Genomic DNA, 22,064 nt, shown 5'->3' with positions numbered 1-22,064 from the left:
CAAGCGACCGCGACAAATGCCGGTGGATGCTATCGATTGAGAACCGCCATCGCCTGCTCGTAGACGGCGCGGCTGCCGGCCGCAATGATCGAGCCGCCATTTTCCGGACGCCCGCCATCCCAGGTCGTGATGATTCCGCCGGCATTCTCAATGACGGGGATGATGCCACCGACATCGTAGGGCTTCAGGCCGTTTTCGATCACAAGATCGACATGGCCGGCGGCGAGCAGCGCGTAGGCGTAGCAGTCCGTGCCATAGCGGAAGAGCCGCACCTGGCTCTCGATCTCACGGTATTTCTCCATCTCGACACCGGCAAACAGATGCGGCGAGGTGGTGAAGAGAATGGCGTTCGCCAGTGCGCCGCAATCGCGAACCTGCAGCCGCCGCTCCCCTTCCGGGCCGTTATAGATCGAACCGTTCGCATCTGCGAAATAGCTTTCGCCAGTAAAGGGCTGGTCGATCATGCCCATGACGGCCCGGCCGTTTCGCTGCAGACCGATCAGCGTTCCCCAGACCGGTACACCGGAGATGAACGCGCGCGTACCGTCGATCGGGTCGATCACCCAGACATATTCGCGGTCCAGGCCAACATTGCCGTGCTCTTCGCCGAGAATGCCGTGATCCGGGAAATGCTCCTCGATCAGCGCCCGAATGGCGACTTCCGCCGCCCTGTCGCCTTCGGTGACGGGGTCAAAGCCGCTCGATAGCTTGTTGGTCACGTCAAGTCCGGAACGGAACCGTGGCAGCGTTTCGGCCTTGGCGGCCTCCGCCAGGCGATTGAAGAACGAGCGATCAGGCAACATGGTGGAATCCATTGGTGGCGCGCGAGTGCCGCTTTTCATAGCCGAATTGCCGCCCGTTGCAAACGAGAGCGGCAGCTTTTAGCCGGCTGCACAATATTTTTGCACTGCAAAATTTTGATTGACAATTGTGCACCGCAATAGTAGCTTTTGCCCACAGTCTTTGACTGTAAATGCCCTCCTTGGGTGTTTCCTCCCTAGACTTAGACCGCCGCGAGGCGGTCTCTTTTTGATGTCTTGAAGGCCTATTCGGCAGCGAGGGCGGTGTCGGTCGCGAACTGCGCCACATAGACCGCCATCTGGCGCATGAAGGCGGTGATCGCTGCGGCAACCAAGGCGAAGTCGGAGCGCTTCTCCAGCGTAACTTCGTCGACATAGATCGAGCGGTTCACTTCAATCTGCAGCGCATGCAGTCCACGCGACGGGCGGCCATAATGCTCCGTGATAAACCCGCCGGCATATGGCTTGTTGCGGATTGCCGTGAAGCCCATCTCCTCCAAGATGGCGACAGCCGCACGCGACAGATCGGCCGAGGCACTGGTGCCGTAGCGATCGCCGATGATGAAATCCGGCCGCGCATTGGTGCCGGCGACGCGAACGTTGCCCGGCATGGAGTGGCAATCGATCAGCACGCCGAAGCCGAACTGGACATGCGTGCGGGCGATCAGCCGCCGCAACACCGCGTGATATGGCTTATAGACGGCTTCGATTCGATCGAGCCCCTCCTGCACCGACAGCCGACGGGCATAGATCTCCATGTTCTCGGCAACGATGCGCGGAATGGTACCGAGCCCGCCTGCCACGCGCAGTGAATTGATGTTCGCGTAGGGCGGCAGCAGACCGTCGAACATGCGCGGATCGAGCTCGTAGGGCTCGCGGTTCACATCGAGATAGGCGCGCGGAAAGTTTGCAAGCAGGAGCGGCGCCCCAAGCGCGCTCGCATCGGCAAACAGCTCATCGACATAGTGATCCTCGGAGCGGCGGATGGAAATGCCCTCGAGCCTGGACTGAGCGATGAATTCGGGGGGATAGATGCGCCCGCTGTGCGGCGAGTTGTAGACGAATGGAATGGCGTGCGACGCAGGCTCCCGGACCTCGAAAAGTGCGTATTCAGGGATTTCGTGCACCCTTTTTTCCCTCTTTACCACATCAGGAGGCCATTGCTTCGACCATGTTGCCAGTTGCAGCACTCCAAGTCCATACTATCTCATGGGGATGACGGCCCGGATGGCCTCTTCCCCGGTTGTTTACTGGGCGAACTCTAGTGTAAATGGCTGGAGCCCAACGCATAAATTATTGATTAGCGGTCTGGATAATGACTCAGAAGATACTTCTTGCAGAAGACGACAATGACATGCGCCGGTTCCTTGTGAAGGCGCTTGAAAAGGCAGGCTACAAGGTCCTCTCCTACGACAACGGCGCCAGCGCCTATGACAGGCTTCGTGAAGAACCCTTCTCGCTGCTCCTGACCGATATCGTCATGCCCGAAATGGACGGAATCGAACTGGCGCGCCGCGCCACCGAACTCGATCCGGACCTGAAAGTGATGTTCATCACCGGATTCGCAGCCGTCGCCCTCAACCCTGATTCGAAGGCACCGAAGGACGCGAAGGTCCTTTCCAAGCCTTTCCACCTTCGCGACCTCGTCGAGGAAGTAAATAAAATGCTTGCCGCATAAGGCTTCCGGCAAAGCATGTCACAAAACCGAAAAAAGCCTATTGACGGCAAAAAGGGTTTGTGGTCTATGCGCCGCCATCGGATGGGCGTGTAGCTCAGCGGGAGAGCACTACGTTGACATCGTAGGGGTCACAAGTTCGATCCTTGTCACGCCCACCATTCGAATTCAAAGGCTTAGCGGGAAACCGCTAAGCCTTTTTCGTTTCTGGGCCAGCCCAAACATTGATTGCACGCAGCCGACGCGCGGCAAGAGACGGATGGCCGTCTTCGCCTTTGCGTCGGCACCTACGGGTTATTGTAAAAGGACCCACTGTCGTAAGTGCAGGCGTAGTCGAGCGCGCATTGCTTGCCGGTCTTATCCCGGAAATTCGCGGTGGTGCGCGCGTAGCCCAAGCCGCATTTGGCGGGCGGATAGCGAAAGCTGCTGCCGCCGAAACCGGAACGGACGAAAACCTTCTTGTTCTGGCGGATGATCTGGGAAATCTGGCTGCACGTGTAAGCGCGGGCATCGACGTTCAGTGCTCCGGCAGACCATGCCGCGGACGGAAGCATCAACGCAGCGGCCAAGACCCCCGCACCGAAAGCCTTATTGAATGGCGTGCCCATCTCGCCCTGCCCGTAAGTGTGATCGAAGCTTGAATATACTCGTTTTCGGCGAAGCAACAAAACGGCGCTCCATTCCTTGCCAATGCGGAACGCCCGCCAAGGGGCGGGCGCTTCGTTCGGCTTTCGTGCACAACAGCAGCCCATGCTACATGCAGGCAGACGCGGACTTCATTGCCGCCTCGGCAAGCGCCCTCGTCTTGTGCGCGCCGCCGATAGCCATGGCGGTCTTGCCATCAGGACGCTTCGACACGACGCTGCATTTACTGTTGTTCGGAGAATGTTCTACGTAGTAGTGGCTGCTTGCGGCCAGCGCCGGTGCGACGCCGAAGGCCAGGATAGTTACGCTCAGAGCGATTTTCCTGATCATCGCATTCCTCCATCTTGAATCGGCCGGCAGTCTCGCTGCCAGACCAAAGCGTAGCTATCGCGCCCGATGAATTTGACGAAGCGGCATTTCATCGCATGCTCTCATGTCCGGACCAACGACCGCGCAGGAAGGCAGTCGATTGCCAAGTCCACAGGCCAAGCCTATCGACCAATTTCGAACACAGAAGAATGGCAAGCCGCTGCCGACATACTGCACCGCCGACATAAGCACTACGAGGTATAGAGATGAGACTGGCAACTTTGGCCGCCGCTTCGCTGCTCGCCGCAACACTGACAACCGCAGCGGACGCAGCCCCGCAGAACTTCCCCGGCGCTCCGGGGGCACTGACGCTCACCGGCAAATGCGCCAAGCTCGTCGTCGGCAAGGTCGACGCGACGAAGGGCTGCGAAGGCGAACTCGCGAGCGTGACGCTCGTAAATGGACAGGTCACCTTCATCTTCACCTCGGGCGGCAAGATGCTGGGCTTCCAGGGTGACGGCACGGCCATCAAGCCTGCTGCCAACGGCAATGCCCGAATGCCGCTCAACCTGGTGGTCACGGGCGTCGGCCAGAAGATGACAGGTCAGGTCAAAGTTGCCGGCACCTGCACGATGGGTAACCCCTACGGCGGCAAGCCGGTCGCCATCGAATGCTCGGCCGAGAGCAAGGACACCGCCTTTACCGGCAGCTTTCGCACCAACGGCAAGGCGCCGAAGCAGAAGTAGGCCGGCATACGCCGCGGGCTCGCCTCAGGCGCACCACGCGCCATTTGCGCCGGGTTTGCGGGCCAATCCCTCGTTGATCATCTGCGCGCCGATCGACCGACCATCGCGAGACACGACATGCGGGACGCCGCCCTTGCCAGGCTGCCCTGCCGGGTTCATCGCGAAGGATCCGGAGTTCAGGATATTCAGGAGCCGCAGCTTCGCGGCGAAGCCTAGCCGCTTCTCGTTGTCGCAACGGGCCGTCTCAATGCCGGGGCTCACGACGTCGGCAATGGCGATCTTCTCGCCCTTGTACCAGAACGTGCCTCCATCGGCGACGCAGTTGAGGTGCTCGCCCTGGCCGCAATAGCCGAAGGCGGCCTTGCCGGTCTGCGCCTGCGCAGGGGAGAGGGAAACCGGCACCGCTTTTTCAAGGACGACAGGTGCCTTGGCCGGAATGGGCACGGCTGCAGGCGGCACCATGCGGGACACTGGCGCGATTGAAGCGGTCTGCCTCGGGCTCGGATCGCGTGCAGGTTCGCTTCGCGCGACCGGCGCTGCCCGAGAGACGATCGAGGCTGGCGCATGCGTGGCCAGCATCGGCTTCACGCTCTTCCAATTGTCGTAAGTCGCAATGCCCCCAACGGCGATGACGCCGATGATTGTCCAGGGGAGAGCGCTTCCGCCTCCCCTTGCCTTCGATCGTGCCGATGATTTGCGGCGGCGTGTCGCAGTCTTTGCCATCTATCCGATTCCCGTGAACACACGGATTATCGCCGGGCAATCCTTTCCGAAAGGTTGGCGACCACGTCATTTTGGTACAGACGTGATGATCCAACGCTCCTGCGAACGGGCGCGCAGTCGCAAAAGTACAAGATATCTAGAGCCGGGCGCCCGGGAACGTGGAGTCCGGCCTTGAGTGCGTCGGCGGGCTCCAACGAGACCTCAGTGAATTCGTGATCTCGATTCTTTCCAGATCGATCTGGATATCAGCGGCCGCGCGAAGCGCCTGCCATTCGATCTCGTGCTTCAGGCAAATGTCGTGCGGCACCAAAGTCGTCTTCATCTTTCCTCACCGGTTGTCGATAATACAGGGCAGCAGGCGTCGATAGGTCAGCGGATCGGCCTTGCGATCGTGGAATCCTCCTCGGCAGCAGGCTTCGGCCCGCCTTTCGAAAGATCGCCGCCGGTGCAGTGAGCGGGGATATGGACGTCATCGAAAACGCCATGCGGCAGCGTCAGGTCGACGTGATGCGGCGGCAGCACTTGTGCCTTTTGCATTCGGTTGGGGCGCGCACGCTTCATGCGGTCCGATTTTTCCGTGCGCGTGTCGGGAGTGTGGGTCGAGGGGTGCATCATCGGCCTCCTTTTTATTGCGCATGCCACTGGTGAACGAAGGACTAACGACCTCGGCGCCGAATAGTTCCGAGGAAAAGAACAAACCGCATCGCGCCGCCTTGACTGGCGTGGCAAGTTCACTACCTTCGACTTATCCCGAGGCCTCGGACATCGGCCGACGGGTCAACCTGGTGCCGGGCCCCTCTGGCGAGAGTTTTTACGGCGCTCTCGTGATGTCGGTACCGCCTGCAGCTTAAGCCGGCGGATTTTTCATTGATGAAAAAGCTCACCATGCCTCACGCGCATGCCCTTTGTGGTATGTCGCTTTTTTCCCGCACATCCTTGTTCGACAACCTTCGTGGCTGCGAGGTGCGGCCATGACCAACGGTTCCCCGCAAAAATCGACGCTCAGCTATTTCCGCTGGGCCTTCATCGTCACCTTCCTCGGCCTCGTCCTGGGCGCAGCCCTCGGCTGGCAGACGACGGGCACGATCGGCGGCATGGCGACCGTCTTCTTCATCTGCACGGTGCTCGCCGTGCTGGAGATTTCGCTCTCCTTCGACAACGCCATCGTCAATGCCAACAAGCTCAAGGAGATGACACCGGTCTGGCAGCATCGCTTCCTCACCTGGGGCATCGTCATCGCCGTCTTCGGCATGCGTATCGTCTTCCCGCTCGCAATCGTCGCGATCGCCGCCCAAATCGGCCCGTGGGAAGCTCTGGTGCTCGCTGCCCGCGACCCTGCGGAATACGCCCGCATCATGAACGACGCACACCTGCCGATCGCAGCCTTCGGCGGCACCTTCCTGATGATGGTTGGTCTCAACTACTTCTTCAATCATGAGAAGGACGTCCACTGGATATCAGGGCTTGAAAAGCTCATGGCCCGCTCGGCCACGATCAAGGGCATCGAGATTGCCTTCGTGCTGGCGCTGGTCCTGGTGTTCTCGTCGTTCCTCGGAGAAGAAGAGGCCACAACCTTCGTGCATTGCGCCATCTATGGTCTTCTGACCTTCCTGGCGGTCGAGGTGATCGGCGGCCTGCTCGATGCGTCGCAGCAGACGATGAGCGCCGCCGCCAAAGGCGGTCTCGGTGCCTTCATCTATCTCGAAGTGCTCGACGCCAGCTTCTCCTTCGACGGCGTCATCGGCGCCTTCGCGCTGACGCAGAACCTCTTCGTTATTGCGATTGGCCTCGGCATCGGCGCCATGTATGTGCGTTCGATGACAATCATGCTCGTCGAAAAGGGCACGCTCGCGGAGTACCGCTATCTCGAGCACGGCGCCTTCTACGCAATCCTGATCCTCTCGGTGATCATGTATGTGCAGACGATGTACCATATTCCCGAGGTCATTACCGGCCTTGGTGGTGCCGCCCTGATCGGCATCTCACTCTGGTCTTCCATCCGCCACAACAAGAAGGAACAGGCGGAAGAGCGCGCTGAGGCGCATAAGGAACTGCACGCCTGAGCTTGCAAGCCGCATTCACCGATGCGGCTTCATCAGAACAAAAATAAAGCCCGCGACCATCCGGTTGCGGGCTGTTTCGTATCCGGCGATCAGAGACCGCCAGCCGCGCCTAAGGCGCAGATAAGCTAGTGGTTGATTCTGCCGAACATGCTCGGGTCGATGCCGAGTTCGCGCAGATCGCGCGCCTTCGGGCGGCGGCCAGCTTCGATGGTGGCGCTCACAGCATTCGCAGCACCGATCATCGCAAAGGCGCGACCAAGGAAACCATCGCGAATGGACTTACGGAAGGACATTTTCTCTCTCGCTTTGCTTTATGATTGACCACTCATACATGTGAACGGAAGCGCGTCTTCACAAGCGACAGAAATTCAGCCCTGCCATGCAAGAACAAGCGATCGAGCGCAAAACGCGCCATGTGGTTGAGAACACGCGACAAAATGAATGGAGGCATCAAATTGACAGGCTCGTTCACAATCAGACGCGCGCGCCCATCGGACGCCGAAGCGCTTTGCGAATTTGCGGCCAGCAGTTTCGGGCGACCTACCGCAGCGACACGCCCGCATCGGATCTTGAGTCCTACATCCAGGCGAATTTCAGCGCCGAACAGCAGAATGCGGAGATTGGCGACCCCTCAGCCGCTGTTTTCCTCGCCATGCTTGATAATCGCGTCATCGGATATGCTCACCTCATGCTGGATACAGTCGACAGACGATCGGCCTTCCTCAATCGAATTTATGTCCACACCGATTGGAGGGGACGCGGATTGGCTATGGCCCTCCTCAAAACGGTGCTGCACGACGCGCATCAACGTGGCGCAACTCGCCTGGAGCTGACCGTCTACCAGCGAAACGCACGAGCCATTGCGTTTTATGAGAGGGCCGGCTTTGTCGTGACGGGCAATACGATCTTCGCGGTCGGTCAGGATTTGCAGAGCGACCTGGTGATGGAAATGAAGTTGGCCGAGCGGCCTAACAGCTGAACGGCGCGGCCAGCACACGTGACTGCCGAACAGCAGAAACTCCGCATTGGATGCGCCGCAGAAGCACCCGTGCCGTCCGCAGCAACCACCAATAACACCTTATCGTCACCAGACGAAAAGGCCGGCGATGTTTCCATCGCCGGCCGCAGTTGTGGGGTTCGGGCAGTCTTTTTCTTTAGTCCTCGTTCGCCGCAAGCTGCGACAGAACCTCGCCGCGTCCACGCAGGCGCAGGATCAGCGGGATGATGAAGGCGGCCGCAGCAACGATGAGCAGGCCGGCCGCAATCGGCGACATCACCAGAGTCGTCACGTCGCCCTGACTGATCGCAAGCGCGCGGCGCAACTGTTGCTCGGCCAGCGGGCCAAGGATGAGGCCGACAACAGCAGGCGCGATCGGATAGCCGAAGAGCCGCATGATGTAGCCGAGGATGCCGAAGGCGAGCAGCATGCCCAGTTCGAAGACCGACGGGTTGGCGCCGATCGTGCCGAGTGTCGCAAACAGCAGGATGCCGGCATAAAGCCACGGCTTCGGGATCGTCAGCAGGCGCACCCAGAGGCCGATCAGCGGGAGGTTGAGCACAAGCAGCATCGCGTTGGCGATCAGCAGGCTGGCGATCAGGCCCCAGACGATCTGCGGGTTGTTCGCAAACAGCAGCGGGCCGGGCTGCAGGCCGTATTGCTGGAAGCCGGCGAGCATGATCGCGGCCGTCGCCGTCGTCGGCAGGCCGAGCGTCAACAGCGGCACCAGGGTCCCTGCCGCCGACGCATTGTTCGCGGCCTCCGGACCAGCCACGCCTTCGATCGCGCCGTGACCGAACTCCTCGGGGTTCTTCGCCAAGCGCTTTTCCGTGGCATAGGAAAGGAAGGTCCCGATCTCGGCACCGCCGGCAGGCATCGCGCCGATCGGGAAGCCAATCAGCGTGCCGCGCAGCCACGCCTTCCAGGAGCGGCCCCAGTCCTGCGCCGTCATCCACAGCGAGCCTTTGACCGCCTCGACCTTCTCCTCGATGCTGTTGCCCTGGGCGGCGATATAGAGTGTCTCGCCGATCGCAAACATCGCGACCGCAAGCGTCGTCACCTCGACGCCATCGAGCAGATCGGGGACGCCGAAGGAAAGACGCGCCTGTCCCGTCTGCTGGTCGATGCCGACCATGGCAAGGGCAAAGCCGATGAACAGCGATGTAAGCCCGCGCAGCGCCGAATCCCCGAAGGCCGACGAGACGGTCACGAAGGCGAGTACCATCAGCGCAAAATATTCACGCGGCCCGAAAATCAGGGCCAGCTTGACGATGTAGGGAGCGATGAAGGCAAGGCCGAGCGTCGCGATCAGGCCGGCGACAAACGAACCAATCGCCGCTGTCGCGAGCGCCGGCCCGCCGCGGCCCGCGCGGGCCATCTTGTTGCCCTCAAGGGCCGTAACGATCGAGGCGCTTTCGCCAGGCGTATTGAGAAGAATCGACGTCGTCGAGCCGCCATACATGCCGCCATAATAGATGCCGGCAAACATGATCAGCGAGCCAGCCGGATCGAGCTTGTAGGTAACAGGAAGAAGAAGGGCGACGGTCAGGGCCGGGCCAATCCCCGGCAGCACGCCGACCGCGGTGCCGAGCGTCACGCCGACGAGCGCATAGAGCAGGTTCATCGGCTGCATGGCGACCAGGATGCCCTGGAAGAGGAATTCGAAGGTGCTCATCGCATCCAATCCTAGAAGAAGATGTGTTCGAACGGCCCGGCCGGCAGGGTCAACTGCAAGAGCTTTGCGAAGATCACCCAGACGACGAAGCTGAAAGCGATGCCCGCAGGGATCGAGATCCAGAGCTTGCGGCGTCCGAAGCCGGCAGCCGTAAAGGCAAAGAGAAGGCCGGTTGCGATCGAAAAGCCTGCCGTCTTGAGAAGCAGCATCTGCGCGGCAAGGCCGGCGACGACCCAAACTACAGGCGCGATTTCCTGATGCTCGCGCTCGGGAAACTCGCCACGCCAGGCTTCGAAGATGGTCCAGATGCCGAGGCCGATCAGGCCGAAGGCGACCACCTTGGGCGCAGTTGCCGGACCGATGCGGTCATACTGAGCGATGGCGCGCATATGCGAGGCATCCCAAAGCATGACGGCAGCGACGACGAAAAGACAGATGGCAATGACCAGCGCCGCCCAGTCAGGGCGGCGCTTCGTTGCCAAGGGTTCGTTACCCCTGCTCATTGAACAAGTCCGATCTCTTTAAGGATGCCTTCGGTAGCCGAAACGTCCTTGTCGAGCTGCGCCTTGAAGGCGTCGCCGGCGAGGTAGGTATCAGCCCAGCCCTTGCTCTTCAGGATTTCCTGCCAACCGGCGGACTTCGAGAGCTTATCGAAATCAGCGGTGATTGCAGCCGTCTGCTCGGCCGAAAGACCAGGGGCGGCGGCAACCATGCGCCAGTTCTCGACAGCGACATCGAGGCCCGATTCCTTCAGCGTCGGCGCGTCGACACCCTCGATGCGCTTGTCGCTGGAGACAGCCAGGAGCCGGAGCTGACCAGCCTTCACCTGCGATTCGAATTCGCCGTAGCCGGAAATGCCCGCGGTCACCTGTCCGCCGAGGATAGCGGCCAGCGCTTCACCGCCGCCGGAGAAGGCGACGTAGTTGATCTTCGTCGGATCGACGCCGGCAGCCTTGGCAATCAGTCCGACCGCGATGTGGTCGGTACCGCCTGCCGAGCCGCCACCCCAGGAAACCGAACCCGGATCCTGCTTCAGCTTGGCAACGAGATCGGCCATCGTCTTGATGTCGGACGCAGCCGGGACAACGATCGCCTCATACTCGCCGGTAAGGCGGGCAATCGGCGTGACGTCCTTCAGCGTGACCGGCGACTTGTTGGTCAGGATAGCGCCGACCATGACATAGCCGCCGACGATCAGTGCGTTCGGGTTGCCGTTGTTCTGGCCGGTGAACTGCGCGAGACCGATGGTGCCGCCGGCGCCCGGAACGTTTTGTACCTGAACGTTGCCTGAGATGCCTTCCTTCTGCATCACGGTCTGCAGCGAGCGGGCCGTCTGGTCCCAGCCACCGCCGGGAGCGGCCGGCGCCATGATGGTGTAGTCCGCCGCATAGGCCGGCAGGGCGACCGCAGCCGCGAAAATGGTTGCAAGAAGAGTATGCTTCACGAGTGTGTCCTCCGTGGGCGCGGCTGAGAAACCGCGCGTTGTTCTCGATGGAATCGGGAAGGACACCGCAGACGGACTCCAAGGTCCGATATGGCTGGCAAGCTCCTCCCGAAACTTCACCTCTCCGCCTCCACGGAGCTGAAGTTCTGCAAAGCGGACCACAACAAGCTGTCATTTAGCTGACATCGATCAACTATCCACCCCGCGATGACACTTTTTTGCCGCAATTACCCTGGGCGAAAACAGACGCAAAATGCCACCATCCGTGGAACCTGGAGGCGGTTTGTGCGTTATGGCGCTCAGGAGGATTGCCCCATGAGTTCTCACATCGATAACAAGCAGATCGAAAATGAGGGCTTACGCCAGGTGTGGAGTGTGCACGATTTTGCACGCCGGCACCGGTTGGACGAGCAGGAGGAGAAACGTCTTCGCTCGCTCTTTGGGTCATACGCGACGAAGCAGGAACTGCTGGCCAACGCCCAGCGGCCCTGCATCTTCCGCTAATCATCCACGGCGATTTTACTGCGTCCGCAGAACTTCGTTCCAGTGCGCGATCAATCGCGCGCGCTTCACCTGGTCCAGATAAACCATCAAGCCCGGGCTGACAGGCACCGGCCGCAACTGCGCGCCCAAGAGCTCCTGCATCGTGTTGGCGGTATTCTCGCCGGCGACCTCCGGGCTGACAGCGGGAATCTGCAACTCCCGCGCCATGATCGTCTGGCCCTCCTTCGACATGAAGAAGGATAGATAGCGCCGTCCGAGTTCCGGTTCGCCCGCCGCCTGCGGCACCAGGCCGATGCGCGACATCACGACCGTATAGTCTTTCGGCAGCACGATCCCGACATCGGGATGACGCTTGGCCCAATCGGCGGCGTAGGACCCGAGGATGTTGTAGCCGAGCACGAAGCGGCCGTCCGATACGCGCTCCAGGATGGCCGAACTGGTGGAGTATAATTTGACGCCGGCCGCCCCCATGGCGCCGATAACGGACCATATGTCACCGAACTGTTCCTGGTCGCGTGCCATGAACAGGAAGCCGACGCCGGAGCGCTCGATATCATAGGTGCCGATCCGCCCATGGATCGCGTCACCCTTGCGCTTGAGGTAATCGACGAATTCCGCCCGCGAACTCGGCGGCGGCTCCGTCGCGAAGCTCGGCTTGTGGTAGACGAACACCGCCGGCTCGAAGGTCAGCGCGTAGGCGGTATTGCGCCAGTTGGCCCATTTCGGCCAGCGCGCGCTCATCGGCAGGTTGCTCACCTGCGCATAGCCGTCGTTGGAGAGCTTGACCTGCAGATCCATGGCCGAGGAGAAGGCGAAGTCCGCAGTGCGTTGGCCGGCATCCGTCTCCCGCACGATGCGGTCATAAATTTCCCCGGTCAGCATATCCTCGTACCTGACCGCCACGTCCAGATTGGCTTCCTGGAACCCATGGATCATCGGCTGCGCCAGTGGCTCGTCGAGCGATGAATAGACAACCAGCGTCGGGGCCTCGGCATTGCCGGAACGCGCCGGGTAGAACACCTCGTCCGCAGTGGCTAAGCCGGGACAGAGCAACAGGCACGCAAGTAAAGAAAGTCTCCTCATGAGAGGACAATGCACCAGCAACCGGGATCCGGCAAGCGAGCCGCATCCACCCGCAGCGCCCCGAAGGCGGCTGGTACGACCGCAGCAGCAGCACACTCACCAGACACAAAAAATGGCTATGACATCTTCGCCGCCACCCTGTATCCTCTTCAAAAATCAAGGGAACATCCGTGCGCATTCTATTGGTGGAGGACAATATCGCGCTGGCCGACGGGCTTTCGGCCATCCTGCGAGGCACCGGCCATGCCGTCGACGTCGTGCATGATGGTGCCTCCGCCAACGCTGTCACGGCGGCCGAGAATTTCGATCTCGTCGTGCTCGACCTGAACCTGCCGGAAATGGATGGCCTCGAGGTGCTGCGCGCCATGCGCGCCAGACAGAACCAGTCGGCAGTGCTGATCCTGACGGCGCGCGGCACGCCGGAAGAGCGCGTCAAGGGTCTCGATCTTGGTGCCGACGACTACCTTATCAAGCCCTTTGATATCTCCGAATTCGAGGCCCGCGTCCGCGTGCTCCTGCGCCGCCAGGCGGGTCTGCATTCGGCGACTGTCAGTTTCGGCGGCCTTTCACTCGATCTAAATTCACGCGCCTTCTCCGCCGGCTCGACGCCGCTCGACATTCCCGCCCGCGAACTCGGCCTGCTGGAAATCCTCTTCATGCGCGCCGGCAAGGTTGTCGCCAAGGAAGCGATCATTCAGTCGCTGACCGCCTTCGACGACGACATCTCGGCCAATGCCATCGAGCAATATGTCAGCCGCCTCAGGAAGCGCCTGTCGCCCTATGGGCTGACGGTGAGGACCGCGCGCGGCATTGGCTACTATCTCGACAAACTGCCAGAGGCCTCATGACAACGGCCTATTCGCTCCGACGAAGGCTCCTGTTCTGGCTGCTGATCTCGACCGCCATCATCGGCATGGTCGCGCTCGCGGACACTTATCGCGAAGCGGTGCAGACCTCCAACATCGTTTCGGACCGCGTGCTGGCCGGCTCGGCACTCGCCATCGCCGAACGCGTGGTCGTGGCGGAAGACGGCACTCTCGAGGTCGACATCCCCTATGTGGCCCTTGAGATGCTGACATCGGCCGCGCAGGACCGTGTCTTCTATCGCGTCGACGGACCGCCCGGAAAATTCATCACCGGCTATCAGGCGCTTCCGGTCCTCGCCGAAACCGTAGGCGACACGGCAGGCTTTGCCGATGATACCTTCCGCGGCGAACCGATCCGTGTCGCAACGCTCAAGCGGTCAGCCTCAACAGGCATTCGCTCCGTCCCCTTCGCCGTGACCGTTGCCGAAACCACGATCGCCCGCCGTCAGCTCGCCCGCGCCATCCTCTTCCGCTCGGCGCTGCGTCTCTCCCTTATGATCGCCGGCGCCGCCGTCATCGTCTGGATCTCGGTCACGGTCGCGCTCCGTCCGCTGTACAAGCTGCGCGATGCGATCGGCGAACGCAGTCCCGACGACCTGCACCCGATCGAACAGGCAGTACCAAGCGAGGTCCAGCCGCTCGTCGATACCGTCAACGGCTTCATGGTCCGCTTGCAATCGGCGCTCGATGCACTTCGTAACTTCACCGGCAACGCCAGCCACCAGCTGCGCACGCCGCTTGCGATCATCCGCACGCAGCTCGCCCTCTCCGCTCGCGCGAGCACATTGGCCGAAGCGCAGGGCTCCGCCCTGAAAGGCGATCAGGCCGTCGCCCATGCCGAACGCATCCTCGCGCAATTACTGCTGATGGCGAAAATCGACGCTGCAACGGCGAAGGAGGCGCTGACCGCATCGTCGATCGACCTGACAGCCATTGCCCAGGACATCACCGGAGAACTTATCCCGACCGCCGCCGAGGCCGGCATCGACCTCGGCTTCGAAGGCGACCGCCCTGCCCTCGTCCGTGCCGAGCCGCTGCTGATCGGCGAACTCTTGCGCAACCTTGCCGGAAACGCCATCGCCTATGCCGGCAAGGGCGCTGAGGTGACCGTTCGGATATCCGAGACCGACGATGCCGTCCGCCTCGAAGTCGAGGACAACGGCCCCGGCATTCCCGCAGAGACGCTCGCGGCCGTCCGGCAGCGCTTCTCGCGCGGCAGCAACTCCGGCGCGCCGGGCGCCGGGCTTGGCCTGCCGATCGTCGAGGAAATCGCCGGCCTCTTCAACGCATCGCTGACGCTGGAGCCCGGCGCACATGGCAGGGGTCTCACGGCCTCCGTGACGTTTGCGAAGGCGACGTAAAGGCTTAGCCGGCTCGGCCTTACCGCCTTGCATTCTTTCGCTGCATTGCACACACTACCCTTCGGGAACAGCAAATGCCGTACAACGATACGGCAGCGGATAAGGCCGTCCATGTCGATCAAAGCCAGCATCTATCACCTGACGCATTACAAATACGACAAGCCGGTCCGCCTCGGACCTCAGATCATACGCCTCAAGCCAGCGTCGCATTCCAAGACGCGGGTGATCAGCCATTCGCTGAAGGTTTCGCCGTCGAACCATTTCGTGAACCTGCAGCAGGATCCCTACGGCAATTATCTGGCCCGCTACGTCTTCCCTGACCCGGTGACGGAGTTCAAGATCGAGGTCGACCTCGTCGCCGACATGACGGTCTATAACCCCTTCGATTTCTTCATCGAGGAGAGCGCCGAGATGTGGCCCTTCTCCTATCCCGAGGAGATCAGGGACGACCTGAAGATCTACATGCAACCGCAGCCGGTGGAGCCGGCGCTGGCTGCCTATCTCGCCGGCATCGACCGCACTCCCATGCGGACCACCGACTTCATCGTAGGGTTGAATGCGCGGCTGAAGAACGACGTCGAATACGTCATCCGCATGGAGCCCGGCGTCCAGACGCCGGAGGAAACGCTGAAGCTGGCGCTTGGCTCCTGCCGCGACTCGAGCTGGCTGCTGGTCGAGATCCTGCGCAATCTCGGCTTCGCCGCCCGCTTCGTCTCCGGCTATCTCATCCAGCTCACCCCCGACCTGAAGGCGCTCGACGGGCCCTCCGGCACCGAGGTCGATTTCACCGACCTGCACGCCTGGTGCGAGGTCTATCTCCCCGGCGCCGGCTGGGTCGGCCTCGACCCCACGTCTGGCCTGCTCACCGGCGAAAGCCACATACCGCTCGCCGCCACCCCGCACTACCGAAATGCCGCGCCGATATCAGGCGCGCTTTACGGCGAGGCCAACACCGAATTCGCCTTCGAGATGAAGGTCTCGCGGGTAGCGGAGCACCCGCGCATCACCAAGCCTTTCTCCGACGAAAGTTGGAAGGAGCTCAACGAGCTCGGTGCCAAGGTCGATAGCATCCTGCAGGCCGGGGATGTCCGCCTGACCATGGGCGGCGAGCCGACCTTCGTTTCCATCGACGACTTCGAATCCGAGGAGTGGAACACTGCCGCCGTCGGCCCGACCAAGCGCGAGAAGGCGGATGTCCTCATCCGCAAACTGCGCGAGCGCTTCGCTCCCGGCGGCTTCCTGCATTACGGTCAGGGCAAGTGGTATCCGGGCGAAAGCCTGCCGCGCTGGACCTTCTCACTCTACTGGCGCAAGGACGGCAAGCCGATCTGGCAGAACCCGGAGCTGATCGCCGGCGAGGGCAAGGACACCGGTGCAAAGGCAGATGACGCCGCCAACCTTTTGAATGCCATCGCCAGGGAACTGGCGATCGAGACCGACATGGTGCTGCCCGCCTACGAGGATCCAGCCGAATGGATCATGAAGGAAGGCAGCCTGCCCGAAAACGTCGACCCATCCAATTCCAAGCTGAAGGACCCGGAAGAGCGCAGCCGCATCGCCCGCGTCTTCGAACGCGGCCTGACCGTACCGACCGGCTACATCCTGCCGGTGCAGGCCTGGAACGCGCGCGCCTCTAGCACGCGCTGGGTCAGCGAAAAATGGAAGACCCGCCGCGGCAAGATCTTCCTCGTTCCCGGCGACAGCCCCGTCGGCTATCGCCTGCCCCTCGGCACCCTGCCCTATGTGCCGCCGGCGCGTTTCCCCTATATCCACCCCGCCGACCCGTCGATTCCGCGCAATCCGCTGCCCGAAGTCTTCGTGCCATCCGGCCGCGCCATGCCGGAAGCCTCCCGCCACAGCGACGACAGCAGCCAGAACCGCGTTGAGCAAACCGTCGGCGAGATCGGCGGCGCCGTGCGCACCGCAATCTCGGTCGAACCGCGCGACGGAAGGCTCTGCGTCTTCATGCCGCCGGTCGAGCGCATCGAGGACTATCTCGAACTGATCGCCGCCGCGGAGAATGCAGCGACCGAACTCGGCCTGCCCGTCCATATCGAAGGCTATTCGCCGCCGCAGGACGAGCGCATCAATGTCATCCGCGTCGCCCCCGATCCCGGCGTCATCGAGGTCAATATCCATCCCGCTTCCAACTGGCAGGATTGCGTCGACATTACGATGACGATCTACGAGGAAGCCCGCCAAAGCCGCCTCGGCACCGACAAGTTCATGATCGACGGGCGCCACACCGGTACCGGCGGGGGCAACCATGTGGTCGTTGGTGGCGCCAATCCGGGCGACAGCCCCTTCCTGCGCCGCCCTGACCTGTTGAAGAGCCTGGTACTGCACTGGCAGCGCCATCCCTCGCTCTCCTACATGTTCTCGGGCATGTTCATCGGCCCGACCAGCCAGGCGCCGCGCATCGACGAAGCCCGTCACGACAGCCTCTACGAACTGGAAATCGCGCTCGCCCAGGTCCCCGCGCCGGGTCGCGGCGCGCAACCCCTCCCTTGGCTGGTGGACAGGCTGTTCCGCAATCTGCTGACCGACGTCACTGGCAACACGCACCGCGCCGAGATCTGCATCGACAAGCTGTTTTCGCCGGATGGCCCAACCGGACGGCTCGGCCTCGTCGAATTCCGCGGTTTCGAAATGCCGCCGAACGCACGTATGTCGCTTGCCCAGCAACTGCTGGTCCGCGCGTTGATCGCCCGCTTCTGGCAGCACCCTGCGGACGGCAAGTTCGTGCGCTGGAGCACGTCGCTGCACGACCGCTTCATGCTGCCGCACTTCATCTGGGCCGATTTCCTCGACGTGCTCGGCGACCTCAAGCAGAATGGCTTCGACCTCAGCCCGGAATGGTTCAAGGCACAGCTTGAATTCCGCTTCCCCTTCTGTGGCGAGGTCGAATACGAAGGCTCTAAGCTCGAACTGCGGCAGGCGCTGGAACCCTGGCACGTCATGGGCGAGGAGGGCGCGATCGGCGGCACGGTCCGCTATGTCGACAGCTCCGTAGAGCGCCTGCAGGTCCGGCTGGAAACCAGCAATGCCTCCCGCTACACCGTGACCTGCAACGGCCGCACGGTTCCGTTGAGCTCGACCGGCACGGCGGGCGTCTCGGTCGCTGGCGTTCGCTTCAAGGCATGGCAGCCTGCGTCGGGATTGCACCCGGTTTTGCCGGTCAATACGCCGCTCACCTTCGACATTTATGATACATGGTCGAAGCGTTCGATCGGCGGCTGCATCTATCATGTTGCCCATCCGGGCGGGCGTAACTATGAGACCTTCCCGGTCAATGGTAACGAAGCGGAAGCGAGACGGCTGGCGCGATTCGAGCCGTGGGGGCATACGGCAGGCGCATTCATTCCGCGTGCCGAGACAGTTTCACCGGAATTCCCGCTGACGCTCGATCTTCGACGACCGGTGGGAATCTAAGCACTAGGGCGAAATGGGCAAGAAACCGACGGCAGAACTGAGGGAAGAGCCAGCGATCCGCACCGGAAACGATGCCGTGCTTGGCTATACTCCTCTGCCCGGCGTCGCCGACGAGATGGTCGACACCAACGGCGCCATCCGCCCGGTCTGGCAGCGCTTCTTTTCGCATCTGAGCGGAATGCCCGAAAAGGAGCTGACCGAACGCTTCACCCGCGCCGACCGTTACCTGCGCGACGCCGGCGTTTTCTACCGAGCCTACGGCAGCACCGGAAGCGCCGAGCGCTCCTGGCCCCTCTCGCACGTTCCGGTCCTCATTGATGCGCGCGAATGGGAGGCGGTCTCGGCTGGGCTCGTCCAGCGCGCCGACCTGCTGGAAGCGATCGTTGCCGACGTCTACGGCCAAAATCGCCTTGTCGCGGAGGGCGTGCTGCCACCGGCCCTGATCGCTGCCAACCCCGAATACCAGCGTCCGCTTGTCGGCGTCACCCCGGCCGGCGGTCACTACCTGCATTTCTGCGCCTTCGAGATCGGCCGCGGTCCTGATGGAAACTGGTGGGTCCTCGCTGACCGTACGCAGGCGCCGTCTGGCGCCGGCTTTGCGCTTGAAAACCGCGTGGCGACGACCCGCGCCTTCTCCGATATATACGCTGAGACGCCGGTTCATCGCCTCGCCTCCTTCTTTGGCGCCTTCCGCGATGCGCTGCAGGGCATGAAGCACAGCGGCGACGACCGCATCGCCGTGCTGACGCCAGGCCCCGCCAACGAAACCTATTACGAGCACGCCTATATCGCCCGCTATCTCGGCTTCATGCTGCTCGAGGGCGAAGACCTGGCTGTCGTCAACGGCAAGGTGATGGTCCGCACCGTGTCGGGCCTGAAGCCGATCACCGTGCTTTGGCGCCGCCTCGATTCGGCGTATTCGGATCCACTGGAACTGAACCAGAATTCACATATCGGCACGCCCGGCCTCGTCGAGGCTCTGCGCGCCGAAAGCGTGACCATCGTCAATGCACTCGGCAGCGGCATCATTGAAACACGCGCGCTGCTCGCCTTCATGCCGACCATCTGTCGTCGTCTGTTTGGCGAAGAGTTGAAGCTCCCCTCGATCGCGACCTGGTGGTGCGGCCAGAAGGGCGAACGCGAACATGTGGCGGCCAACATCGAAAAGATGGTGATCGGTCCGGCCTATTCGCGCGCACCGTTCTTCGATGACAGGGGCGAATCCGTGCTCGGCTCGACCTTGCGCGCCACGACCAAGGATTCGATCGGCGATTGGTTGAACTCCGACGGCGCCAAACTTGCCGGGCAGGAAGTCGTAACGCTATCGACGACCCCGGCCTGGATCGACGGCAAGCTGACGCCGCGGCCGATGTCGCTACGCGTCTTCGCCGCCCGCACGGCCAATGGCTGGCAGATCATGCCGGGCGGCTTTGCCCGCATCGGCGGCAGCGACGACGTTTCGGCCATCGCCATGCAATCGGGTGGTGCCGCCGCCGACGTCTGGATCGTCAGCGACAAGCCGGTGGAGCAGCACACATTGCTGCCGGCGGAAGGCAGCTTCACCCGCAACATGCCGGGCAGCCTGCCGAGCCGCGCGGCCGACAATCTCTTCTGGCTCGGCCGCTACATCGAGCGCGCCGAAGGGGCGCTGCGCATCCTGCGCGCCTGGCACGCCCGCTTTGCGGAAGCCGCCGATCCGAACCAGCCCCTGTTGGCCGACGTGACAGCCTATCTGGCCGCCGTCGATATCGACACCGAGGAAGCAGTCCCGGATACACTAATGCGCAACATCGACAGCGCCGTCTATTCCGCCAGCAACATTCGCGACCGTTTCTCGCCGGATGGCTGGCTGGCGCTCACTGATCTCGCCAAGACGGCGCGACGGTTCCACGAGACGATTTCTCCCGGCGACGATGCAAGCCACGCGATGACGATTCTGCTGCGCAAGCTCGCGGGCTTCGCCGGTCTGGTGCACGAAAACATGTATCGCTTCACCGGCTGGCGTTTCCTCTCGCTCGGCCGCCATATCGAGCGCGGGCTGCACATGACACGGCTGCTCGGGCACATGTCAGGGCCGGACGCCCCTGATGGCGCGCTCGACATGCTGCTGGAGATCGGCGACAGCGTCATGACCCATCGCCGCCGCTACAACGTCAACACCGCTCGCCTCACGGTCACCGATCTGCTCGCGCTCGATCCGCTCAATCCACGCTCAATTCTTTTCCAGATGAACGAGATCCACCGCGAGGTGGAGCAGCTCCCGAACGCACTCGTCAACGGCCAGATGTCGCCCTTCTATCGCGAAGCGATGCGGTTGCACTCCGGCCTTGCCGTGATGACGCCGGAGACGATGAGCGTCGATGTCTACCGCCGCCTCGAACGCGAGCTGGAGCATCTGTCCGACCTCCTTGCCCACACATATCTCGGATGACCCAGGTGCTTTACGATCTCTCGCTGCACATGGGATACATCTACGACACGCCGGCCTCTGGCGCCCGCCACATCATGCGGCTGATGCCGCTGTCGCTGCCGAACCGGCAACGGCTGGTGGCCGGCTCGATCAAGGTTTCGCCGACGCCGGATGAACAGGCGCACTTCGTCGATTTCTTCGAGCACCCCGCGACTTCCTTCATGCTGCGCGCGCCGCATGAAAAGCTGGATATCCGCATGCATGCCCGCGTGCACGTGGAGAGCCATTCCATCGCAGCGGATTTTTCCCCCTTGCTCGCAAAGCTTCCGAATGAGGTCGCAGGCGTCTGGTCGCTGAAGCCCGACGCCCCGCATCATTTCCTCGGCAATAGCCCCCGCCTTTCGGACACACGCGCGATCTCGGACTATGCGAAGGCCTGCGCCGAACCGTCATGGACCGTGCTGCAGATCGCCACTGCGCTATGCGCGAAAATCCATCTGGATTTCACCTATGATGCCGAAGCGACGACCGTCGATACGACGCCGCTTGAAGCCTTCCAAATAAAGCGCGGCGTCTGCCAGGACTTCGTCCATGTCATGATCCTTGCTCTGCGTAGCCTCGGCATTCCCGCCGGATATGTCTCCGGATTCCTGCGCACCATTCCGCCGCCCGGCAAGGAACGGCTGGAGGGGGCGGACGCCATGCATGCGTGGGTCAGGGTCTGGTGCGGCGAAACGATCGGCTGGGTCGAACTGGATCCGACGAACAACATCCCGGCCGGCACCGACCACATCGTCGTTGCCTATGGCCGCGACTACGCCGACGTCGCCCCGGTCATCGGCGTGCTGAAGAGCTACGGCGGCCAACGCGCTGTCCAGGCCGTGGATGTCATTCCGTTGGGATAATTGAATAGCCGATAGAATTCAGATCTTTACCGTGGCGTTCATGGTGCCGCAAAAGGTCAAGGACCTCCTTGCCTCCTGCGGGACCACCCCGAGCAACGCCTATCAGCCCAATAGCATGGCTCAGCTGGTTGCGGACTTGGGCCATGGCCGCCAAGGCGACGAGCTCGCGACCCGCCTGACGAACTGGTAACAGCAAAGACCCGCAAACAACAAAAGCCGCCCCGGAACAAACCGGAGCGGCTTTTCGTTTGCCTGCAAAAACGCGCATATCAAATTCGGAAAACCGATTGAAATCAAGCTCTTTCCGCAGCGGAGCGCCAAGCCTCGGCAATTTTTTCGTTTGGGTAATTCCTTTGTTGCAAGTGCGTTGTAACGATGCATAAACTGCGTGTTTAGTGCGCGGCAAACCGATTGAAATTGGCATAA

The 22,064-nt window shown here is 62.0% G+C and carries 23 protein-coding genes and 1 tRNA gene; 11 read left to right on the top strand and 13 right to left on the bottom strand.

What is annotated here, in order from left to right:
- Nucleotides 1-29 precede the first annotated feature (29 nt).
- Entirely contained in the window at nucleotides 30-803 is a 774-nt protein-coding gene (hisN, locus tag AC1DPR_RS13145; RefSeq protein ID WP_026372158.1) for a histidinol-phosphatase, read from the bottom strand.
- A gap of 242 nt (nucleotides 804-1,045) precedes the next feature.
- A complete protein-coding gene (locus AC1DPR_RS13140; protein ID WP_477816443.1) occupies nucleotides 1,046-1,927 on the bottom strand; it encodes an N-formylglutamate amidohydrolase in 882 nt (293 codons plus the stop codon).
- Nucleotides 1,928-2,115: 188 nt separating this feature from the next.
- On the opposite strand from AC1DPR_RS13140, the gene cpdR1 reads away from it, so the two are divergent.
- Both cpdR1 and AC1DPR_RS13130 read left to right on the top strand, forming a co-directional pair.
- Nucleotides 2,116-2,478, top strand: a complete 363-nt coding sequence (gene cpdR1, locus AC1DPR_RS13135) for a response regulator CpdR1 (RefSeq protein ID WP_007527565.1) — start codon at nucleotides 2,116-2,118, stop codon at nucleotides 2,476-2,478.
- An 83-nt stretch (nucleotides 2,479-2,561) separates the two neighbouring features.
- A tRNA-Val gene (locus AC1DPR_RS13130) sits at nucleotides 2,562-2,636 on the top strand.
- A 126-nt stretch (nucleotides 2,637-2,762) separates the two neighbouring features.
- On the opposite strand, the gene AC1DPR_RS13125 is transcribed toward AC1DPR_RS13130, so the two are convergent.
- Both AC1DPR_RS13125 and AC1DPR_RS13120 read right to left on the bottom strand, forming a co-directional pair.
- Entirely contained in the window at nucleotides 2,763-3,083 is a 321-nt protein-coding gene (locus AC1DPR_RS13125; RefSeq protein WP_018856621.1) for a hypothetical protein, read from the bottom strand.
- 145 nt (nucleotides 3,084-3,228) lie between these two features.
- Nucleotides 3,229-3,450 carry a hypothetical protein gene (locus AC1DPR_RS13120; RefSeq protein WP_018856620.1) on the bottom strand — a complete coding sequence of 74 codons (222 nt, stop codon included), beginning with the start codon at nucleotides 3,448-3,450 and terminating at the stop codon, nucleotides 3,229-3,231.
- A gap of 245 nt (nucleotides 3,451-3,695) precedes the next feature.
- On the opposite strand from AC1DPR_RS13120, the gene AC1DPR_RS13115 reads away from it, so the two are divergent.
- Nucleotides 3,696-4,175, top strand: a complete 480-nt coding sequence (locus tag AC1DPR_RS13115) for a hypothetical protein (RefSeq protein WP_018856619.1) — start codon at nucleotides 3,696-3,698, stop codon at nucleotides 4,173-4,175.
- Between the two features lie 24 nt (nucleotides 4,176-4,199).
- Here AC1DPR_RS13115 and AC1DPR_RS13110 read toward each other — a convergent pair whose 3' ends face one another.
- The 3 genes from AC1DPR_RS13110 to AC1DPR_RS13100 all read right to left on the bottom strand — a co-directional run bounded on the left by AC1DPR_RS13110 (nucleotide 4,200) and on the right by AC1DPR_RS13100 (nucleotide 5,513).
- Nucleotides 4,200-4,898 (bottom strand): hypothetical protein, encoded by a 699-nt coding sequence (locus AC1DPR_RS13110; RefSeq protein ID WP_477816442.1) that lies wholly within the window; start codon nucleotides 4,896-4,898, stop codon nucleotides 4,200-4,202.
- Nucleotides 4,899-5,034: 136 nt separating this feature from the next.
- Entirely contained in the window at nucleotides 5,035-5,220 is a 186-nt protein-coding gene (locus AC1DPR_RS13105) for a hypothetical protein (protein WP_018856617.1), read from the bottom strand.
- 47 nt (nucleotides 5,221-5,267) lie between these two features.
- Nucleotides 5,268-5,513, bottom strand: a complete 246-nt coding sequence (locus AC1DPR_RS13100) for a hypothetical protein (RefSeq protein WP_018856616.1) — start codon at nucleotides 5,511-5,513, stop codon at nucleotides 5,268-5,270.
- A gap of 356 nt (nucleotides 5,514-5,869) precedes the next feature.
- Here AC1DPR_RS13100 and AC1DPR_RS13095 point away from each other — a divergent pair, with 356 nt between their 5' ends.
- Entirely contained in the window at nucleotides 5,870-6,961 is a 1,092-nt protein-coding gene (locus tag AC1DPR_RS13095; protein WP_018856615.1) for a DUF475 domain-containing protein, read from the top strand.
- Nucleotides 6,962-7,086: 125 nt separating this feature from the next.
- On the opposite strand, the gene AC1DPR_RS13090 is transcribed toward AC1DPR_RS13095, so the two are convergent.
- A complete protein-coding gene (locus tag AC1DPR_RS13090; RefSeq protein WP_018856614.1) occupies nucleotides 7,087-7,254 on the bottom strand; it encodes a hypothetical protein in 168 nt (55 codons plus the stop codon).
- Nucleotides 7,255-7,340: 86 nt separating this feature from the next.
- Here AC1DPR_RS13090 and AC1DPR_RS13085 point away from each other — a divergent pair, with 86 nt between their 5' ends.
- Nucleotides 7,341-7,940: a GNAT family N-acetyltransferase gene (locus AC1DPR_RS13085; RefSeq protein WP_245267938.1), complete on the top strand. Its 600-nt coding sequence runs from the start codon at nucleotides 7,341-7,343 to the stop codon at nucleotides 7,938-7,940.
- Nucleotides 7,941-8,115: 175 nt separating this feature from the next.
- On the opposite strand, the gene AC1DPR_RS13080 is transcribed toward AC1DPR_RS13085, so the two are convergent.
- The 3 genes from AC1DPR_RS13080 to AC1DPR_RS13070 are packed head-to-tail and all read right to left on the bottom strand — an operon-like array spanning nucleotide 8,116 to nucleotide 11,077.
- Nucleotides 8,116-9,633 (bottom strand): tripartite tricarboxylate transporter permease, encoded by a 1,518-nt coding sequence (locus AC1DPR_RS13080; protein WP_018856613.1) that lies wholly within the window; start codon nucleotides 9,631-9,633, stop codon nucleotides 8,116-8,118.
- An 11-nt stretch (nucleotides 9,634-9,644) separates the two neighbouring features.
- Complete coding sequence (locus AC1DPR_RS13075) at nucleotides 9,645-10,136, bottom strand: tripartite tricarboxylate transporter TctB family protein (protein ID WP_018856612.1); 492 nt, start codon at nucleotides 10,134-10,136, stop codon at nucleotides 9,645-9,647.
- Nucleotides 10,133-11,077: a Bug family tripartite tricarboxylate transporter substrate binding protein gene (locus AC1DPR_RS13070; RefSeq protein ID WP_025658942.1), complete on the bottom strand. Its 945-nt coding sequence runs from the start codon at nucleotides 11,075-11,077 to the stop codon at nucleotides 10,133-10,135. The genes AC1DPR_RS13075 and AC1DPR_RS13070 overlap by 4 nt, the downstream gene beginning before the upstream one ends.
- Before the next feature lie 315 nt (nucleotides 11,078-11,392).
- Between AC1DPR_RS13070 and AC1DPR_RS13065 the strand changes: the two genes are divergently transcribed.
- Nucleotides 11,393-11,581 (top strand): hypothetical protein, encoded by a 189-nt coding sequence (locus AC1DPR_RS13065; RefSeq protein ID WP_018856610.1) that lies wholly within the window; start codon nucleotides 11,393-11,395, stop codon nucleotides 11,579-11,581.
- 15 nt (nucleotides 11,582-11,596) lie between these two features.
- On the opposite strand, the gene AC1DPR_RS13060 is transcribed toward AC1DPR_RS13065, so the two are convergent.
- Nucleotides 11,597-12,664, bottom strand: coding sequence for an ABC transporter substrate-binding protein (locus AC1DPR_RS13060; RefSeq protein WP_192241587.1), 1,068 nt, complete (start codon nucleotides 12,662-12,664; stop codon nucleotides 11,597-11,599).
- 170 nt (nucleotides 12,665-12,834) lie between these two features.
- Here AC1DPR_RS13060 and AC1DPR_RS13055 point away from each other — a divergent pair, with 170 nt between their 5' ends.
- The 5 genes from AC1DPR_RS13055 to AC1DPR_RS13035 all read left to right on the top strand — a co-directional run bounded on the left by AC1DPR_RS13055 (nucleotide 12,835) and on the right by AC1DPR_RS13035 (nucleotide 21,638).
- Nucleotides 12,835-13,512, top strand: a complete 678-nt coding sequence (locus tag AC1DPR_RS13055) for a response regulator (RefSeq protein ID WP_018856608.1) — start codon at nucleotides 12,835-12,837, stop codon at nucleotides 13,510-13,512.
- Entirely contained in the window at nucleotides 13,509-14,891 is a 1,383-nt protein-coding gene (locus AC1DPR_RS13050) for a sensor histidine kinase (RefSeq protein WP_018856607.1), read from the top strand. Before AC1DPR_RS13055 ends, AC1DPR_RS13050 begins: the two co-directional genes overlap by 4 nt.
- A 111-nt stretch (nucleotides 14,892-15,002) precedes the next feature.
- Nucleotides 15,003-18,323 (top strand): transglutaminase family protein, encoded by a 3,321-nt coding sequence (locus AC1DPR_RS13045; protein WP_018856606.1) that lies wholly within the window; start codon nucleotides 15,003-15,005, stop codon nucleotides 18,321-18,323.
- A gap of 13 nt (nucleotides 18,324-18,336) precedes the next feature.
- Nucleotides 18,337-20,754, top strand: coding sequence for a circularly permuted type 2 ATP-grasp protein (locus tag AC1DPR_RS13040; protein WP_062374411.1), 2,418 nt, complete (start codon nucleotides 18,337-18,339; stop codon nucleotides 20,752-20,754).
- Nucleotides 20,751-21,638 carry a transglutaminase family protein gene (locus AC1DPR_RS13035; protein WP_477816441.1) on the top strand — a complete coding sequence of 296 codons (888 nt, stop codon included), beginning with the start codon at nucleotides 20,751-20,753 and terminating at the stop codon, nucleotides 21,636-21,638. The genes AC1DPR_RS13040 and AC1DPR_RS13035 overlap by 4 nt, the downstream gene beginning before the upstream one ends.
- On the opposite strand, the gene AC1DPR_RS13030 is transcribed toward AC1DPR_RS13035, so the two are convergent.
- Complete coding sequence (locus tag AC1DPR_RS13030) at nucleotides 21,622-22,062, bottom strand: hypothetical protein (protein WP_162763411.1); 441 nt, start codon at nucleotides 22,060-22,062, stop codon at nucleotides 21,622-21,624. The genes AC1DPR_RS13035 and AC1DPR_RS13030 overlap by 17 nt on opposite strands.
- Between the last annotated feature and the right edge of the window lie 2 nt (nucleotides 22,063-22,064).

Source organism: Rhizobium sp. 01T417 (assembly GCF_056398905.1).
Note: the sequence above shows the minus strand (reverse complement) of the source record. Positions and strands in the feature narration are given on the sequence as shown.

Bases quoted from the DNA above. Each gene is read 5' to 3' on its own strand.
- AC1DPR_RS13110 (WP_477816442.1), bottom strand. From the start codon at position 4,898: ATGGCAAAGACTGCGACACGCCGCCGCAAATCATCGGCACGATCGAAG.
- AC1DPR_RS13060 (WP_192241587.1), bottom strand. From the start codon at position 12,664: ATGAGGAGACTTTCTTTACTTGCGTGCCTGTTGCTCTGTCCCGGCTTA.
- AC1DPR_RS13075 (WP_018856612.1), bottom strand. From the start codon at position 10,136: ATGAGCAGGGGTAACGAACCCTTGGCAACGAAGCGCCGCCCTGACTGG.
- AC1DPR_RS13120 (WP_018856620.1), bottom strand. From the start codon at position 3,450: ATGATCAGGAAAATCGCTCTGAGCGTAACTATCCTGGCCTTCGGCGTC.
- cpdR1 (WP_007527565.1), top strand. From the start codon at position 2,116: ATGACTCAGAAGATACTTCTTGCAGAAGACGACAATGACATGCGCCGG.
- AC1DPR_RS13105 (WP_018856617.1), bottom strand. From the start codon at position 5,220: ATGAAGACGACTTTGGTGCCGCACGACATTTGCCTGAAGCACGAGATC.
- AC1DPR_RS13080 (WP_018856613.1), bottom strand. From the start codon at position 9,633: ATGAGCACCTTCGAATTCCTCTTCCAGGGCATCCTGGTCGCCATGCAG.
- AC1DPR_RS13040 (WP_062374411.1), top strand. From the start codon at position 18,337: ATGGGCAAGAAACCGACGGCAGAACTGAGGGAAGAGCCAGCGATCCGC.
- AC1DPR_RS13100 (WP_018856616.1), bottom strand. From the start codon at position 5,513: ATGATGCACCCCTCGACCCACACTCCCGACACGCGCACGGAAAAATCG.
- AC1DPR_RS13030 (WP_162763411.1), bottom strand. From the start codon at position 22,062: ATGCCAATTTCAATCGGTTTGCCGCGCACTAAACACGCAGTTTATGCA.
- AC1DPR_RS13125 (WP_018856621.1), bottom strand. From the start codon at position 3,083: ATGGGCACGCCATTCAATAAGGCTTTCGGTGCGGGGGTCTTGGCCGCT.
- hisN (WP_026372158.1), bottom strand. From the start codon at position 803: ATGTTGCCTGATCGCTCGTTCTTCAATCGCCTGGCGGAGGCCGCCAAG.
- AC1DPR_RS13065 (WP_018856610.1), top strand. From the start codon at position 11,393: ATGAGTTCTCACATCGATAACAAGCAGATCGAAAATGAGGGCTTACGC.
- AC1DPR_RS13045 (WP_018856606.1), top strand. From the start codon at position 15,003: ATGTCGATCAAAGCCAGCATCTATCACCTGACGCATTACAAATACGAC.
- AC1DPR_RS13115 (WP_018856619.1), top strand. From the start codon at position 3,696: ATGAGACTGGCAACTTTGGCCGCCGCTTCGCTGCTCGCCGCAACACTG.
- AC1DPR_RS13035 (WP_477816441.1), top strand. From the start codon at position 20,751: ATGACCCAGGTGCTTTACGATCTCTCGCTGCACATGGGATACATCTAC.
- AC1DPR_RS13095 (WP_018856615.1), top strand. From the start codon at position 5,870: ATGACCAACGGTTCCCCGCAAAAATCGACGCTCAGCTATTTCCGCTGG.
- AC1DPR_RS13090 (WP_018856614.1), bottom strand. From the start codon at position 7,254: ATGTCCTTCCGTAAGTCCATTCGCGATGGTTTCCTTGGTCGCGCCTTT.
- AC1DPR_RS13085 (WP_245267938.1), top strand. From the start codon at position 7,341: ATGCAAGAACAAGCGATCGAGCGCAAAACGCGCCATGTGGTTGAGAAC.
- AC1DPR_RS13050 (WP_018856607.1), top strand. From the start codon at position 13,509: ATGACAACGGCCTATTCGCTCCGACGAAGGCTCCTGTTCTGGCTGCTG.